Here is a 16,629-nt window from a genome sequence, read left to right as displayed (position 1 = left end):
ATTAAATAAATGAACTAATTTAATTAATTTAGTTTACTTATTAAATTTATTGCTATATAATCGCTCTTGTACCTAATCATCCGATTACGGATTAACCAAAGGGAGGACGATTCAAATGGAACCATTCAGTAAGGGCAAATTCTCCGGCAAGAGAGTCGTGATCACGGGAGGTAGCAGTGGAATCGGCCTCGCGACGGCGAAGTTGTTAGTGGATGAAGGAGCAAGCGTTCTGATTACTGGACGTACTCAGGCGACGCTTGACGCGGCTCGTGAACAACTAGGCAACAACGCGGTCGCAGTGCTGAGCGACGCCGCGTCGTTGACGGGTATTGACGAGTTGGCCGACCGGGTCAAGGCCGAGTTCGGCACGATCGACGCACTGTTCGTTAACGCCGGTATCACGCGCTATGTCCCCTTCGAGTCAATGTCCGAAGAAGTGTACGACGAGCTACTTACAATCAACGCCAAAGGTCCGTACTTCACCGTGCAGAAACTCGCCCCATTGCTAAACGCAGGAAGTGGCGTGGTGCTCACCACCTCAATCACGAACGTATTGGGTATCCCGATGATCAGTGCGTACGCGGCCAGTAAAGCAGCGCTGCGCTCCATGACTCGCAGTCTAGCCCGCGAGCTGTTACCGCGGAAGATTCGCGTCAACGCGGTCAGCCCCGGCCCCATTGACACCGACATCTTGGAGAGGTCGATGCCGAAGGAAGCTGCAGAACAGACCGGGGCGCAGATAAGACAGCAGATCCCGATGCTGCGTTTCGGCGATCCAGTCGAGGTCGCCAAAGCCGTAGCATTCCTAGCATTTGAGGCCACCTATACCACGGGGGCTGAGTTCCCTGTCGATGGAGGTGGCTCCCAGATCTAGGCTCCTCCGTTCGAACACCTGACTATTAAAGCGAGGGCAGGGGAGGGAATAGCTTTCCCTCATGACACCCTGCCTTCTAGTGAACTTTATAATTTTAGGATTTCGTTGTTTTCATTTGAAAGACCGTTCGAATTCACAGAGAACACGATTTTATCAGAGCAAAATGGAGGGAACATCCCAATGGAGAATACTATCCGGACAATCCGGTTTCACGAATACGGCGAACCAACCGATGTCTTGCGTCTGGAGGAGGTGGCGATCCCAGAGCCAGGGCCGGGACGCATTCGCGTGAGAGTACGCGCTTGCGGCTTAAATCCGGTCGACTGGGGGATGTGCCAAGGCCACTTTGCCGGTCAACTCCCCTTGCCTCGCGGGATAGGGCTGGACGTATCAGGGGTTGTAGACGCAATTGGAGAAGGTGTAACCGATGTCGCTATCGGCGATTCCGTTCTGGGTGCCGCAGATTTCATGAATGGATCGAGCGCCGGTGCTTCCGACCGGGCGATCATGTACTACTGGTTCCGCATACCGGACGGACTCGACTTCGTACAGGCTGCAGCACTGCCATTGGCGGTCGAAACCGCCTACCGAGGCATTGATACTCTCGGGTTAAGGTCGGGCCAGACCATACTAGTGCACGGAGCTGGAACAACGGTAGGCTTCGCCGCCGTCCAGATCGCCCTCATGCGCGGTGCCCGCGTGATCGCAACTGCTGGTCCCACCTACGCCGACAAGCTCCGCTCAATGGGGGCGTTGGTGACCTCGTACGGTGATGGAATGGTCGAACGAGTGACCGAACTGGCAAAGCAGCCGGTTGATCTCGCCCTGGATACGGCACCAATCAGCGGTTCATTGAAAGATCTGGTCCAAATTGTCAATGGGCATCCCCAGCATGTCCTAACCGTCAGCGATTTCGCCGCAGCCGCTGAACTTAACGTTCGCGCCAGCTATGGAGAATTACATACCTTACGTTATGACGTTGTCGGCGACTTCGCCCAATACGCAGCAGACGGCAAGTTCACTATTCCGGTCGCCAAGACTTTCGCACTCGACGCATGGCGTTCAGCCGTCGAAATCAGCCAGAGCGGGGGTGCACACGGGAAATTGATCCTCCTGCCCGACTCCGACTGATGCTCACATAAAACCGATGAATTTCTGAATGAAGGAGGACATACATTGAATACGAACCAGAGAGAACATATCGCACTGATTACAGGCGCAAGTAACGGGATCGGGTTGGCATTGACCCGGAAAATGCTTTCAGAGAACTGGCAGGTAGTTGCTTTGAACCGGTCGGATTTTCCAGCGGACGATAGATTCCTCCAAAATCATCTCAAGGACGGACGGCTCCGAGCCTATAAAGTGAAGGATCTCACCGACTATGGCAGCTTGAGACACTCTTTGGAAGAAATAAAAAGCAAGGAACAGCGGATCGATATTTTGTTTAACAACGCCGGAGGAGGCTTAAGTGAGCTGCGCTATTCGAAACAAGACCGCGAATTGCATTATGAATTGTTGACGGTCGTTCCTTATATTATTCTGATGGAATTGAAGGAACTGTTGAAGAACGGCAGCTTAAAAACGGTGATTAACACTTCATCGCAGGTGTTTAGATTTACGAAGGAGTTTACGATCGAAAAATTGGAGCATCCCAAAACCTTTCGAAAAATGTATGGACCATATGCGACTTCAAAGCTGGCTCTTTCGTTGTGGACCCAAGCCGTCGCACCACAGCTTGCCAAGGAAGGCATCAAGATCCGCAGCGTTGACCCGGGCATTAACAACACGCTAAGAAAAGGAAAAGATTCCGGACTGACCGCAGGGTTTGAACTGTTTATGAAGTTTTTTTCCTCCCCGCCTACTCATGGAGCTAACCTATTATATGAGGGAGCTTTGGGCAAAAACAGCAATGAGACCGGCGTGTTTCTGTTTAAAGATCGGATTGCGGACTTGAAATTTACAGAACATGCGCAGCGTGTGCTGGAAAAAATATCTGATATATACAGCCATGAATTTCTTGTCGGGGCGTTTTCAAGTTAAATGACTGAGTTAAGGGCTTTGAATCGATCGAGATATGCGTTCACGTTTTAAGTGTCATACAGGGATAGTCATTTTATGAGCTCAGTCAGTTTTTACTGGTTGAGCTTTTCGTTATGGCTTTAGCCAGTTGAGTGCGTGAAACGCGCGAAACAAAAAACCACCCGCTATGCGGGTGGAGGAATCAAGGGTTTGACCACCAAGACCATTCCAATAAAATTGAGATGTTCAGGCTCAAAGTGCCCCAATAGTTGATAAGAGTATAAGGATGTATAGCTGTAAAGAATGTTCTGGAAAGTTTTGTTTAGCGACTTTTTTTGTGTCGAAGGTCGAGAAAATGAAAGAACGCTACTGACATACTGTTGGCAGTAGGGGGCTTATATAATCAAGACATCCAAAGTGAGAGAGAGGTTATTTACATGACTCTATAATGAAACGAATGGGTCGCCGATGCTTATTTCGAGGCGATGGCGAATAACCTACGAGCGAGTTATGAGTAGAGAGCTCTGGGTTTTGAGACAAAAGCTCTCGACACGAATAGTGCGTTATAGTCATGCCGTATGATCACAATGAGCTTCCATTGACCCTGTGCAGTGTATTGGCGGTTTCCTTGAAAAGATTACCATAACAACCCCATATAACAAAGGAGGACATTAACATTATGTCAGCAATTGGACCCGACTTCATTTCACTTCAAGTGAGTAATCTTGAAAGCTCTGCAGAATTTTATCAAAACTATCTTGGACTGGTTCGCTCACAGGCAGGGCCACCTCATGCTGTAGTCTTTGAAACAAAGCCTATTGCATTTGCTCTTCGTGACCTGATGCCAGGAACAGAACTCGGTTCAAGTACTCAGCCTGGACTTGGTGTCGCTCTGTGGCTTCATGCCCCCAATACGCAAGAAATCCACGACAAGCTTATTACAGCAGGCGTAAAGATTACATCTTCACCTATAGATGGACCATTCGGGCGAACTTTTACATTTGCCGACCCAGACGGTTACCTGATTACCCTTCACAGTAAATCCTAATATAAAAGTGTATCTAGCTTAACATTAGTGATCACTTCTTCTGTCACAGTGAGCCAAATTTTTTTACAATATTAAGACCTTATTCTTAAAAGTTGTATTCTCCCCATACGGTAGACAGGTGAAATAATGAATCCTGTTACTGTGAGGGGAGTTTTTTCATATTGACGAATTGTCTACCTCTGAGCGGTACCACAAGTGAGGCCAAAAATTGGAGTGTTGAGGAGGGAAGGCGGACTCACGCTGCATCAGAGGCAAAAATTAATAGTCCGGTGCGGCGTACTTCGTTACGTCTGGCTCTGAATGACAGACTCATTCTTTAAAATAGGGCGTAATCCCTCTTGAAGATAGGTTCTCCACTAACTTGAAAAATTCTTCTGACGATAAATCTTTTTGACGCTGAAGCCAAAGACGAAATAAAGAAAGGGAAGTGGTCAGGTAAAACTCAATGAAGTATGGCGTTAAGGAATGGTTTTGCGGAACATTTAATTCTAATTGATCCAAAGTGATTTCTTTTTTTAAGCGTTTTAAAAAACGGGCACTTCCGTAATCACCCAAAAGGGCACTAAGAACTAGAAGATGTTCTCTTTTGTCCAGACAAAAGAGCGTATCCTGAACCGTATGCATCGATAGCTCTTTATTCGCCAATTCTTTTTTCATTTCAGTTAATAAGTCATTTTCAACAGAGTCTAACAATTCGTACATGTCAGTAAAGTATTGATAAAAGGTGCTGCGGTTATATCCTGACTTATTCGCAATTTCCTGAACCGAAATTTTCTCAATCGGCTTTTGGCTATATAACTCACAAAAAACTTCTACAAACGTTTGTCTTGTTTTCTCCGTGATTTGGGGTTGTTTTTTCATGTTTCCCTCCTACTAGCGAATAAGGATATCATCCGACAAATCATAAAAAACTGATGGTTGATCAAGGAATACTAAAGATTTACAATCATATCATACAACATGTTGTCTGATAATCAAAAGGAAATGTTAATACGTGTAGGGGTGGTTTTCATGTCAGCAAAACAAGATCGAATTTTAATTTTTGGTGCAGGTGTTATCGGTAGCATGTACGCAATAAAGCTTATTGAAGCAGGGTATGATGTTACCTTGTTTGCACATTCTAATAGATTTAAATCATTAAGAGAAAATGGCCTGCAATATATAGAAAAAGGTACAGTTAGATCGATACAAGTGAGTGTCATTGATACGCTCGAAAATGATGATGTTTACGATTTTATTTTCGTTACCGTTCGTTATGATCGGTCCGAATCGGCGTTGTTAGCACTAAAAGATAATCAAAGCAAAAATATAGTTACGATGACTAGTAATTCAATTGGATTTTCTTCGTGGATGGATATCGTAGGGGATCGACTTTTACCGGCTTTTCCCGGCTTCGGCGGACAGATTAAAGATGGAGTATTGCATGCTCGATTTCTGCCAAAGTTTATAGCGGCAACTGCATTTGGAGAAATTAATGGTGTAGTGACAGAACGGATAGAAAACCTCGCAACATTATTTAAAACAGCAAAGCTTCCCTACGTTATTAAAAAGGATATGCAAGCGTATCTAATCACACATTCCGTATCCGACATTGCCATGTTGAGCGTGCTGCACTCTGAGAATAGGATCATTGACCAAAAAACAGCCAGAACCAGAAAGAAGGCAAGCCAAATAACAGTCACTTTAAAAGCATATCTTAGGGCAATACAAAAAGCTGGCGTTTCAATTGATCCACCAATACTTAAATTGGTGCTTAAACTTCCAAACACATTTATAGATCTTTTCTTTATGACATGGCTGCGAACTAATATGGTCAGGGATATGATGCTGCCGGAGTATGCGAATAATGCTAGCAATGAAATTGGGCAGCTGCGTGATGATTTAATGAAATTTTTAAGTCAACATGATATCAAATCAGAAATCCTTGACTAAACTAACGAAACAACAGCGGCAGTCTAAGACTTTAGTTATCAAGTCTTGTTCTGTCAGTGTTTGTCGAGGGACAAGAACATGTTCCCATTGAAGTCGCTATTTTAGCGGCTTTTTTATGTTATCCATACAAGTTCGTGTTCCGAGCCAAGGTTGTAATCATATAAATTTCAGTTGGAAATGATGATTTCACCCTGATGTAATGATTTGTAAAATAAGGATATTGAATAGAACAAGGAGAGGTTCCCATGACAAAACCAGATGTACCGCACTATCCACAGACAACAGGGTATAGCTATAAAATCAATGATCCCTTCTGGTCGCATTATATTGAACTGGTCCGCAACGTGGTTGTTCCCTACCAATGGGAAGCGCTTAATGACCGTATCGAAGGAGCTGAACCAAGCCGGGCCATTCGGAATTTCCGCATCGCTGCAGGGGAGGAAGAGGGCGTTCATTATGGCATGGTATTTCAGGACAGTGATGTTGCGAAATGGATGGAGGCAGCCTCGTATTTACTCTCTGCGAAGCCTGATCCGGAGCTGGAAGTCCTTGTGGATTCCGTTGTTGAGACCATAGCACGGGCACAGCAGGCCGATGGTTATTTGAACACGTACTTTACCTTGCGTGAACCTGGGGCACGCTGGACGAACCTGGCCGAATGCCATGAACTCTATTGTGCAGGACATATGATCGAGGCTGGCGTAGCGTATTATCATGCCACGGGCAAGCGCACGCTGCTGGATGTGGTTATTCGCCTGGCGGATCATATAGGAACCATGTTTGGCACAGAGCCGGGACAATTGCCAGGTTATGATGGGCATCAAGAGATTGAACTTGCACTCTTCAAGCTGTATGAGACGACAAAGGAAGAGAAATATCTTGACCTGTGCCGTTTTTTTCTAGATCAGCGGGGAGCCAGTCCGCATTTTTTTGTAGAGGAATGGAAACAAAGGGGCCGTACCGTACATTTTGGCGAGTTGGACATGGTTCATCGGCACAGCTACTCCCAGTCTCATCTTCCCATTAGAGAGCAGTCGACAGCAGAAGGTCATGCGGTGCGGCTCGTGTACATGTATGCGGCTGTGGCAGACGTAGCTGCAGAGACGGGGGATGCATCGCTGAAAGAAGCCTGTGAACGGTTGTGGAACAATACCGTGAGCAGGCGAATGTACATTACGGGAAGCATTGGTTCATCGGCAAAAGAAGAAGCATTTACAGGCGATTATGACCTGCCGGGAGATACGGCCTACGCAGAGACCTGTGCCTCGATTGGACTGATCTTTTGGGCAAAGCGCATGCTTCAGATGAACCCGGATAGCAGGTATGCTGACGTTATGGAGAGGGCGCTGTACAATACGGTGATTAGTGGAATGTCCCTGGATGGTCAACGCTTCTTCTATGTGAATCCGCTTGAAGTCGATCCGGAGATTCAACGTGTCAATCCTATTTATGCTCATGTGCGAACACGCCGGCAAGGGTGGTTTGGTTGTGCCTGCTGTCCACCGAACATTGCACGATTACTTGCTTCATTGGATCAATATGTGTATACCTCAGCTGAGGAACAGGCTACGTTGTATGTGCAATTGTACATCGGCGGGGAAGGGGAATTCACACTAAAGGGGAGAAGAGCAGCGTTAACCATGGCGTCTGACTATACATCTACCGGAGAAGTGAAGCTGATGGTTCGACCCGATTCCTCGGAAGGTATGGAGTTTACGATAGCTCTGAGAAAGCCGGACTGGTGTAAATTTCCCGTGTTATGGATTAATGGGGAGAAGACAGAACATGGTGGATTTATTTTTGAATACGGTTACATGAAAGTGACCCGTACATGGAGAGCTGGTGATGAGATCAGGCTTCATTTTCCTATGGAGTTGCTGCGGATGAAAGGACATGAGCAAATCAGAGATGCTTTCGGTAAAGTAGCCCTTCAACGGGGGCCGTTTATGTACTGTCTCGAAGAAGTGGACAATGGCCGCGGATTGCATCGCATTCAGCTGCCCCGAGACGCCAAGTTTCACATTGGCAGTGGTGAGCGTATGCCCTTGGGGGTTCCGGCACTCACAACCATTGGGCGGCGGATGGTATCCCATGAAGATTGGGGACCGCATCTGTATCGCAGTGATGTCCATTGGAATGCCCAGCCTGCCGAGCTTCACTTCATTCCTTATTTCACTTGGGCCAATCGGGATGAAGGGGAAATGAGCGTTTGGATTCGGGAATGCGAATAAAGGCAGTGTAACAGGAGAGGAGGTGGGGAGCGAGCTGTAATACTAAAAATCCGTCTTACCTTCAATTTCAGACCTGATCCGAATTGGTGTATAGACCAAGATGAAGAGGAGGCTAAGTTCATGAGGTACAAAATGGTGCTGACCGCCATTCTTTCTCTAGCGGCCGTGTTTATGTTCGCTTCTGCCAAAACCTATGCTCACGAATTATCCACTGACAAGCTGATTCTCCAGACAGGAAGTCACGGTGAAATATCTTCAATCAAGATCAAGGGAGATGCGTTTCCTACGGAATACGTCATGAATGCAGCGGTTGCGCCGGAGCAAAATACAACTGATCATCAGTGGTTGGGTGAGCTGATGTTTACGTACCGACTGAATGGCGGTGCGTGGACCAAAGCCTGGACCAATCTGTCTGCAGACGGACGGACCATCACCAAATCAGGCAATCAGGTGACGGTAACGTATGCCAATGCATCGAATGCTCAGGGAATTCGCAATTTCAAAGTCATTGAGACGTACACGACCCAGACCGACGGCTCCATTCTGTGGAATATCGAAGTGCAGAATACGAGCGGCCAAAAGCTTGAAATCGGAGACTTCGGACTCCCGCTCCCATTCAATGAACAGTGGACATACGGCGATGCCATCTATGAAACGCGGGTGGTAACTCATTCGTTTGTGGGCAACAATAGCTCCTACATTACAGCGAGTCGTCCAAGCGGCATTGGCTCCTACCTGATGCTGATCCCGGATGCAGCCACTGGAGCAGGATTCGAATACCAGGACCGATGGCGTAACGAAGAGCACCCAGACAGCAAGTGGGCCTGGAATCCGGTGAATGAAGGAAAATGGATTGAAGGCCTTAATGTCTTCTATATCCATTCGAACGTCATTAAATCCACCAACCGGGGATATCTGCCGAATACGAGTCTCGTTCTGGAAGCCGGTCAGTCCAAGACGTATGGCTTCAAGTTCCTTGCCGTTACGGACGAACACGCCGCGAAAAATGCCCTGTATGAAGCAGGGCTGATTGATGTAACCGTAGTCCCCGGCATGATTGTGCCAACGAATCAGAAGGCGAAGGTGGATCTGCGGACTTCCAAAACCATCACCAAGGTGCAGTATGCGAATGGAACAGTCGTACCTTTGAAAGAGAGCAAACCGGGTGATCATAAAATCTATGAATTGCAGTTCAGCCAGCTCGGTCCAAATAACGTTACCGTGGAATATGACGGAGGCAAGAAAACAGTACTGCAATTCTACGCCATCGATCCGGTGGATAAGGCACTGCAGGATCACGCGACCTTCATGGTGGATAAAACCCAGTGGAATCTGCCGGGAGACATCCGGGATAAAGTGTTTGATGACTGGATGATGAATACCAAGTCCAAGCGAAATGTCTTTAACGGGTACTGGGGTTGGGGTGATGATTGGGGACTGACGCATGGACAGTTTCTCGCCGAAAAGAACACGCTCACGCCTGTCGCCAGAGAAATTCGTGCAGTCGATGACTACCTGGAGACGGCGATCTGGACCAATCTGATGAATGGACATCATGAAGATTATCTGATTCACGATTTTCTGATGCCTGAGCCCAATACCACGCCAACCTATCGGGGATACGCCTATCCACATGTCTATAACACCTATTTCAGCATGTATAAGATCGCAAATTTATATCCTGATCTCGTAACTTACAAGCATGATAAGCAAACCTATCTGCTGCGTGCCTATAACATTTTCAAAGCCTTATATGAAGGGCCCGTTGCCTACAATTGGAACACCGGATTAATGGGCGAATTGACAACCCCCGCGATCATTCAAGCCCTGAAGGCTGAGGGTTACGACAGTGAAGCGAATGATATGATTGAGAAAATGCGTACGAAATATGGTAACTTCAAAAATACGACTTATCCGTATGGTTCGGAATACAGCTATGACAATACAGGCGAAGAAGCGGTATATACGCTGGCGAAGCTGCATGCCGATCAGGCGGCAGAACAAGGAAAAGCAGTGGAGATTATGAGCAAAATCAACCTCAAGACCCGTGCCTCCCGCGGACACATGCCGGTCTGGTATTACTACACGGATCCGGTCACAATCACCGGAGAGAACTGGTTTAACTTCCAATACACGACCTCGCTGGCGGGATACGCCATGGACGACTGGATCAGATTCCACGAGAGTAGCAAGCGCGAAGAGCAGCAGCGTCTGTCATATGCGGCGAAGATCGCCAATGTTGGCGCCATAAATTCGGGTCAGATTAGTGCCGATCCTGAGAATTTCGGTGCAGCTTCGTGGACCTATCAGGCTGAGAAAGGAAATTACGGAACGAACGGAACCGGAGGCGGAACGAATGTTCCTTTGCTGAACGGATGGCGGGGAATGACAGGTGAAGCTGATCTGGGACTGTTCGGTGCGCTTCAGACTTTGAGCGCCGACATTGCCGTGGATCCGATTTTTGGACTAACGGGGTATGGAGCAGACGTTACTATGACAAATGGACGATACAACATTACACCATTGGATGGATTGTTTAAGCGGCTCAATCTGATTACGGAGAAGCTATACATTGAGCTGGACAAAGACCAGTATACCGGGGCCAAATTGGCACCTGCAAAGGATTATGTCTGGCTGGATATGAAGAATCTGACACCGGGCCAACCTCATCAGACATCCATTACGTTCCATGGATTGAAAACAGGCACATATCAAATTAAGGTGGACGGACAATCGAAAGGCAAATTTAATGCGTATCAGGCGGTGAACACGTTGAAAGTGGACGCCGGTACATCCGCTGCATTCAGCATCGAGCTTACACCAACGACCCCTGATGCCAACGCAGCACCAACGGTGGATGCAGGCACAGCAGCATCCGTAACATTGCCGGAACGGATTCGTTTACAGGGGACCGTTTCGGACGATGGACTTCCGAATGGGCAACTTACGATGACATGGAGCTTGGCGAATGGGCCGGCAGGAGCACAAGTTGCATTTACTTCACCTAATGCGGCATATACCCAAGTTACTGTCTCTGCAGCCGGAATCTATACATTCCGTCTTACGGCTAGTGACTCTGCCTTGTCAGCCATTGACACGGTTCAGGTTACAGTTCTGCCTGCACTGCCGCTTCCCGAGAAACTGGCACAGTATAATTTTGATGAAAGCAGTGGAATAACTGCAGCAGACTCCTCTGGAGCAGGCAGTCATGCAGCAGTGAAAGGCTCCACATCCTGGGTGCCAGGCAAGAAGAATCGGGCAATCAGCTTGTCAGGCAATGACGGCTATGTGCAATTGCCTGAAGGGATTGTCAGCAGAGCTGATTCCATAACGATTGCAACGTGGGTCAAAGCCAATGCGCTTAGTGATTTTACCCGTATCTTTGATTTTGGCTCAGGAACAGGAACGTACATGTTTCTCACGCCGAAGGTGGGTAACAACATGCGGTTTGCGATCACAACCGGAGGCAATGCCGCAGGACAGGAGCAGGTCATTAATGCTCCAGGACTTTCTGTAGGCGTATGGAAGCATGTAACCGTAACCCTGACAGGCAGCACGGGAATCATTTATGTGGACGGTGTGGAGGCAGGGCGCAACAACAATATGACGCTGAAGCCGTCCAGTTTGGGTCAGACCAAAAACAATTTTATTGGTAAATCCCAATATCCCGACCCGTACTTTAACGGACTGATTGATGATTTCAGAATCTACAGCCGCGCGCTTAGTGCAACGGAAGTGGCAGCTCTGGCTTCCAGCAGCACCCAGGGGCTGGAGGGTACAGATGAATCCATCATGCTGCCGGATCTGGAAGAAGGTGAAACGCAGCAGCCGTACATTACAGCATTGGAATCCTTCGAAGTCACAGCAGCCGTTGGTGAAATGCCAGTGCTGCCAGCGGTCCTCTCTGCGACTTACAGCGATGATTCGGTTCAGGAGACTGCAGTGATCTGGGATGAGATTACGGCTGCACAGTTTGCGGAAGTCGGTACTTTTACCGTTCAAGGAACAGTGGTAGGGTCCGATCTAAAAGCAGTTGCCACAGTGACGATAATCAGTCCTGCAGAACAGGAACCAGAAGCAGGGCAAGGTGAAGATGAAGCTTAGGTTTAAATGTGTCTAGTGCTCCTTCATAAAAGATAGACAAAAAAGGGAAAGCGTCCGATAGGCCCGGGATGCGCGTTGCAGGATAACGCGATCTCTGGTGAGCGGACGCTTTTTATTTTTCAGAGTATCGCTTCTGAATGAGTCGGTTTATTTTCTGTGTTCGTGAACTTGCTGCGGAAGTTGGAAGGAGAGATGCCCTCCTTTTTGGAGAAAGAGGAAGAGAAGTAGGATACATGATTGAAGCCGATCTCTTCGGCGATCCGAGCAACGGACCAGGCGGTTTGCAGCAGCAGCTTTTTGGCCTGTTCGATTCTGTAATGCAGCAGATATTCCATAGGCGTCATGCCATACACTTTCAGCATGCTGCGTGCGAGATAGTTTGGATGGTAGTTGAGTTCCTTTTGCAGCAATGGATTGGAGATCGGTAGAGTGTAATTGTGGCGGATGTAGAGTTCAATTTTCTCGGCAATTCGGACGGCGGCAACGTCGGACAGTGAGGACAGTCCAAGGTCCAGATGCTGCATAAATTGCTGAAAGGTCGCCTGTCGTTTCCAGTTGCGCATGGAATGAGGCTCTCGATCAAGCTGAGAGAAATGCTCCAGCAGTTCCATGTCTTTGGTTGAAATGTGCATATGTTTGGGGATGAAAATGGAACAGACATCACAGTGGTTCAGATACGCGCTTACCTTATGGGTCTCGATTAGTTCGGCCTGATTAGCGAGGCATTCGTCCATGTTAGCAGACTCTCTCCAGCTGCCATAGGTTTGAAAATGAATCCAGATCATTTCCGTTTCCGCTTTACAGGCTGCGCTGCCGTAATGGTGTCCATCCGGCTTAAGGATCAGTGCTTCTCCCTGCTTCAGAAGCCATTCCGTCCCGTTCTCGCTAATGGCAAGTGAACCGCGTGTAACGACAATCAGGTCAAAGACACCGATGTCACTGCGGCTGATGTGATATTCACCGGCTTCGTAGTAAGCACGTCCGCAATCAATAAAATAGGGAATGGGCGGGGTGATGAAATGAAGGATGGGCGAGTTCAATCCGGCACCTCCGAACAGGTTGGAATATTTAAAATTCATGTTGGCATCGAGCATTTATTTTATATGATACAGCAAGTAACATAGAAAATAAAGCGCTTACGAATTTCGGTTTTCTATCCTTAAACAGATTCAGATTACAATTTTGGGAAGGGGTTTGCACATGAAGAAAATGCAGGTATGGTTCGGGGTATGTCTTCTTGTCATGGTGGTGGCTCTGAACGGTTGCAGTACAACAAAGGAAACATCAGGCGGGACATCTGGAGAGGCAGGAAGCGGAGGAGTGACCAAACTGGTCTTTTGGACTTTTGTGGATGCCCATCAGAAGTTTTATGAGAGCATGGCAAAGCAGTGGAATCAGGACCATCCTGATCAACAGATTGAATTGGAAGCAACCACAATTCCCTATGACGATATGCATACGAAGCTTTTGCTTGCCTTGCAATCCGGTGTTGGCGCACCTGATCTGGTTGATATCGAGCAGAGCAAGTTCCCCAATTTTATGAAAGGTGTACCGCAGCTGGTAGATCTGACGGACATGATTCAGCCGGAGCTAAACAACATTGTACAATCCAGGGTGGAAATCTACAGCAAGGACAGCAGGTATTACGGCATTGATTACCATGTCGGTGCAACCGTTATGTATTACAACCGGGACATTCTGAATCAAGCGGGCGTTAACACAGATGATATCAAAACATGGAGCGATTTCGAGCAGGCAGGGAAGCAGGTACTGGAGAAGACAGGCAAACCGATGATCACGTTTGAAGGAAACGGGAACTGGTCCTGGTGGCCGGCTATTAGCCAGCAGAAGTCGGATCAGGTGGATGCCGATGGCAATGTAACCGTGAATGCGCCCATCAATATTAAAACAATGAAGTTCTTTCAGCAAATGGTCCAAGAAGGTGTTGCCGCTGTTGCACCCGGTGCAGGGCATGACACGGAAGAGTACTTCGGATACATGGATAAGGGGAGTGCAGCAGCGGTGTTTATGCCGTTCTGGTTCATGAACCGATTCACCGATCACATTCCAGATCTCAAGGGCAAGATGATCATCCGCCCAATGCCGGCCTGGGAAGAGGGCGGTAATCGTTCTGCAGGCATGGGAGGTACAGCAACGTCCATTACTAACCAGTCTGCTTCGATTGAACTCGCCGAACAATTTCTCGCTTATGCCAAACTGTCCAAAGAGGGTAACATTCAGATCTGGAAGCAGCTTGGATTTGACCCGATTCGCACAGATGTATGGACAGATGCAGCTATGAAGGAGTCGAACAAATATACGGATTACTTCGGTGATGATATTTTTGACACCCTGCTGGGGGTGAAGGATGAGATTGCTCCAGTCCACATTCGGGAGAAGTCACCTGAGGTATTCGATGCAGTGCGTAATAAGGCGATGCCAGAGATCTTCATTAACCTGAAGGATCCTGAACAAGTTTTGAATGACGTGCAGGCTGAATTGACTCGGTAAACGGTGTTGTTGGGAACGTTTTTGATCTAGAGTATATGGCTTATTCCAGGTTGGAGGTTGGTCCACAGTGCAGCTTCATAAGGAAACAACAGCTTCTTTACGTGCCACCAAGCGCCGGAGCATCAGAATGAATGCCAGGACATGGGCTCCGTATTGCTTTGTATTACCGTTCATCGTGTCATTTCTCATTTTTTTTGCTTATCCGTTATTTCGAGCCGGAATGATGAGCTTTCAGCAGGTTCTTCCTGGAGATATACAGTTTGTGGGGCTTGAGCATTACAGCAAACTCTGGAACGCCGACTTTCGTGCCGCACTTTGGAATAGTACCCGTTACACCTTCTGGACGCTGCTGCTGCTGGTTCCGGTACCCATGGTGCTTGCCGTATGGCTCAATTCCAGTCGCATGATGGCGCGGAACCTGTTTCGTTCAGCCCTGTTTATTCCTGCACTGACTTCGGTTGTAGTGGCGGGGGTTGTATTCCGGCTCATCTTCGGAGAACTCGACGGAGCGCTGATGAATTCCATCCTGAATGTCTTTGGCATTCCGAGCCAGCAGTGGTTATACAGTTCGTCACTGGCGATGGTTGCACTGATCGTGCTCGCAGGCTGGCGCTGGATGGGCATTAATATGCTGTACTTTCTCTCAGCGCTGCAGAGCATCCCCAAGGATCTGTATGAGGCGGCAGATATCGATGGTGCTGGAGGGATGAAGAAATTCACAAGTATTACGGTGCCCATGCTTAAGCCAATTACCATCTATGTGATTACGATTACGCTGTATGGTGGGTATGCGATGTTCACGGAAAGCTACATGCTCTGGGCAGGCAAACCTTCTCCGCAAAATATCGGACTGACGATGGTTGGTTATATCTATCAGCAGGGATTCCAATATTTTAATCTCGGATTCGGTGCAGCCATCGGCATCACATTGCTCGTGATCACGCTTGTGATTAGCATACTTCAGCTGACCGTACTGGGCATGTTCAGGAAGGAGGACTAGAACCTTGAGTGGTCGGAGAACTAAAATAAGTGCTGCTTCTCTGGTATTACTGGTGTTGTTTGCGGTTTTAGCTGTCTTGATGCTGTTTCCTCTGTATGCATTAATACTAGCCTCACTGAAGCCTGCTGCTGAATTGTTCCGGTACGGACTCAACGTGCGTTGGGACTGGGCGTTGATGAGCCTTGACAATTATAAGACGATATTTGCCGGATCCGGAGCGGCAGGCCACTATTTCACTTGGTACAAAAACAGTCTGGTCATCACCGCATTGTTCACGGTGGTGAGCCTGTTGTTTTCGTCCATGGTTGGTTACGGACTGGGCGTGTACCGGTTCAGAGGACAAAATCTAATTTTTACCCTTGTGCTGGTTGTGATGATGATTCCGATGGAAATTATTATCCTGCCTCTGTATGAATTGACGATTAAACTGAAGTTGATCAACACGGTGTGGGGCATCATTCTGCCTTTTGTGGTGGCCCCTTTGCCGATCTTCTTCTTCAGACAATTCGCTCAGGGCTTGCCCAAGGATTTTATGGACGCAGGCAGAATAGACGGCTGTACCGAGTTTGGCATCTTCTTCCGTATCATGGTGCCCCTGATGGCCCCGGCATTTGGTGCAATCGCCATCTTGCAGGCCATGAACAGCTGGAATAACTTTCTCTGGCCGCTCATTGTCCTGAGGACAACGGAACAGTTCACCCTGCCGATCGGGCTGGCTTCCTTCGTATCCCCGCTGGGCAATCATTATGAGGAACTGATCTCAGGAGCAGTGCTTGCCATTGTGCCTATACTAATTCTGTTTCTTTTCTTTCAGCGCTACTTTATCTCAGGTCTCACGGTTGGAGGGGTGAAAGGCTGAAGCAAACAAGAAAGGTAGTTGATCTTTGTTGAACTGCACCCCAATTGTTAG

At 47.8% G+C, this 16,629-nt stretch carries 12 protein-coding genes; 10 read left to right on the top strand and 2 right to left on the bottom strand.

Annotated elements, in window-relative coordinates:
* Positions 1–115 precede the first annotated feature (115 nt).
* From PPA03S_RS12970 to PPA03S_RS12955, 4 genes are all read left to right on the top strand, one after another.
* Positions 116–874, top strand: coding sequence for an SDR family oxidoreductase (locus tag PPA03S_RS12970; protein ID WP_062323476.1), 759 nt, complete (start codon positions 116–118; stop codon positions 872–874).
* 180 nt (positions 875–1,054) lie between these two features.
* Entirely contained in the window at positions 1,055–2,005 is a 951-nt protein-coding gene (locus tag PPA03S_RS12965; RefSeq protein WP_062323474.1) for an NADP-dependent oxidoreductase, read from the top strand.
* Between the two features lie 45 nt (positions 2,006–2,050).
* Positions 2,051–2,914 (top strand): SDR family NAD(P)-dependent oxidoreductase, encoded by an 864-nt coding sequence (locus PPA03S_RS12960; protein ID WP_062323472.1) that lies wholly within the window; start codon positions 2,051–2,053, stop codon positions 2,912–2,914.
* A 658-nt stretch (positions 2,915–3,572) separates the two neighbouring features.
* The gene (locus PPA03S_RS12955) at positions 3,573–3,941 is read left to right on the top strand and encodes a VOC family protein (RefSeq protein WP_062323470.1); all 369 of its coding nucleotides are present in this window, start codon (positions 3,573–3,575) and stop codon (positions 3,939–3,941) included.
* 309 nt (positions 3,942–4,250) lie between these two features.
* On the opposite strand, the gene PPA03S_RS12950 is transcribed toward PPA03S_RS12955, so the two are convergent.
* The gene (locus PPA03S_RS12950; protein WP_062323468.1) at positions 4,251–4,802 is read right to left on the bottom strand and encodes a TetR/AcrR family transcriptional regulator; all 552 of its coding nucleotides are present in this window, start codon (positions 4,800–4,802) and stop codon (positions 4,251–4,253) included.
* A 150-nt stretch (positions 4,803–4,952) separates the two neighbouring features.
* On the opposite strand from PPA03S_RS12950, the gene PPA03S_RS12945 reads away from it, so the two are divergent.
* From PPA03S_RS12945 to PPA03S_RS12935, 3 genes are all read left to right on the top strand, one after another.
* Positions 4,953–5,873 carry a ketopantoate reductase family protein gene (locus PPA03S_RS12945; protein ID WP_062323465.1) on the top strand — a complete coding sequence of 307 codons (921 nt, stop codon included), beginning with the start codon at positions 4,953–4,955 and terminating at the stop codon, positions 5,871–5,873.
* A gap of 245 nt (positions 5,874–6,118) precedes the next feature.
* Positions 6,119–8,104, top strand: a complete 1,986-nt coding sequence (locus tag PPA03S_RS12940; RefSeq protein ID WP_062323462.1) for a glycoside hydrolase family 127 protein — start codon at positions 6,119–6,121, stop codon at positions 8,102–8,104.
* A 120-nt stretch (positions 8,105–8,224) separates the two neighbouring features.
* Entirely contained in the window at positions 8,225–12,208 is a 3,984-nt protein-coding gene (locus PPA03S_RS12935) for a DUF5695 domain-containing protein (RefSeq protein WP_082704136.1), read from the top strand.
* A gap of 119 nt (positions 12,209–12,327) precedes the next feature.
* On the opposite strand, the gene PPA03S_RS12930 is transcribed toward PPA03S_RS12935, so the two are convergent.
* Complete coding sequence (locus PPA03S_RS12930; RefSeq protein WP_245683599.1) at positions 12,328–13,287, bottom strand: helix-turn-helix transcriptional regulator; 960 nt, start codon at positions 13,285–13,287, stop codon at positions 12,328–12,330.
* Between the two features lie 121 nt (positions 13,288–13,408).
* On the opposite strand from PPA03S_RS12930, the gene PPA03S_RS12925 reads away from it, so the two are divergent.
* From PPA03S_RS12925 to PPA03S_RS12915, 3 genes are all read left to right on the top strand, one after another.
* Complete coding sequence (locus tag PPA03S_RS12925; RefSeq protein WP_062323459.1) at positions 13,409–14,719, top strand: ABC transporter substrate-binding protein; 1,311 nt, start codon at positions 13,409–13,411, stop codon at positions 14,717–14,719.
* Positions 14,720–14,846: 127 nt separating this feature from the next.
* On the top strand, positions 14,847–15,719 hold the full coding sequence (locus PPA03S_RS12920; protein WP_082704148.1) for a carbohydrate ABC transporter permease: 873 nt from the start codon (positions 14,847–14,849) through the stop codon (positions 15,717–15,719).
* Positions 15,720–15,723: 4 nt separating this feature from the next.
* Positions 15,724–16,578 carry a carbohydrate ABC transporter permease gene (locus PPA03S_RS12915; RefSeq protein WP_062323455.1) on the top strand — a complete coding sequence of 285 codons (855 nt, stop codon included), beginning with the start codon at positions 15,724–15,726 and terminating at the stop codon, positions 16,576–16,578.
* Positions 16,579–16,629 lie beyond the last annotated feature (51 nt).

Source organism: Paenibacillus pabuli NBRC 13638, from assembly GCF_001514495.1.
GTDB lineage: Bacteria > Bacillota > Bacilli > Paenibacillales > Paenibacillaceae > Paenibacillus > Paenibacillus pabuli.
This window is presented reverse-complemented; position numbering and strand designations above follow the sequence as displayed.

Bases quoted from the DNA above. Each gene is read 5' to 3' on its own strand.
- PPA03S_RS12930 (WP_245683599.1), bottom strand. From the start codon at position 13,287: ATGAATTTTAAATATTCCAACCTGTTCGGAGGTGCCGGATTGAACTCG.
- PPA03S_RS12945 (WP_062323465.1), top strand. From the start codon at position 4,953: ATGTCAGCAAAACAAGATCGAATTTTAATTTTTGGTGCAGGTGTTATC.
- PPA03S_RS12940 (WP_062323462.1), top strand. From the start codon at position 6,119: ATGACAAAACCAGATGTACCGCACTATCCACAGACAACAGGGTATAGC.
- PPA03S_RS12950 (WP_062323468.1), bottom strand. From the start codon at position 4,802: ATGAAAAAACAACCCCAAATCACGGAGAAAACAAGACAAACGTTTGTA.
- PPA03S_RS12955 (WP_062323470.1), top strand. From the start codon at position 3,573: ATGTCAGCAATTGGACCCGACTTCATTTCACTTCAAGTGAGTAATCTT.
- PPA03S_RS12965 (WP_062323474.1), top strand. From the start codon at position 1,055: ATGGAGAATACTATCCGGACAATCCGGTTTCACGAATACGGCGAACCA.
- PPA03S_RS12925 (WP_062323459.1), top strand. From the start codon at position 13,409: ATGAAGAAAATGCAGGTATGGTTCGGGGTATGTCTTCTTGTCATGGTG.
- PPA03S_RS12970 (WP_062323476.1), top strand. From the start codon at position 116: ATGGAACCATTCAGTAAGGGCAAATTCTCCGGCAAGAGAGTCGTGATC.
- PPA03S_RS12920 (WP_082704148.1), top strand. From the start codon at position 14,847: ATGAATGCCAGGACATGGGCTCCGTATTGCTTTGTATTACCGTTCATC.
- PPA03S_RS12935 (WP_082704136.1), top strand. From the start codon at position 8,225: ATGAGGTACAAAATGGTGCTGACCGCCATTCTTTCTCTAGCGGCCGTG.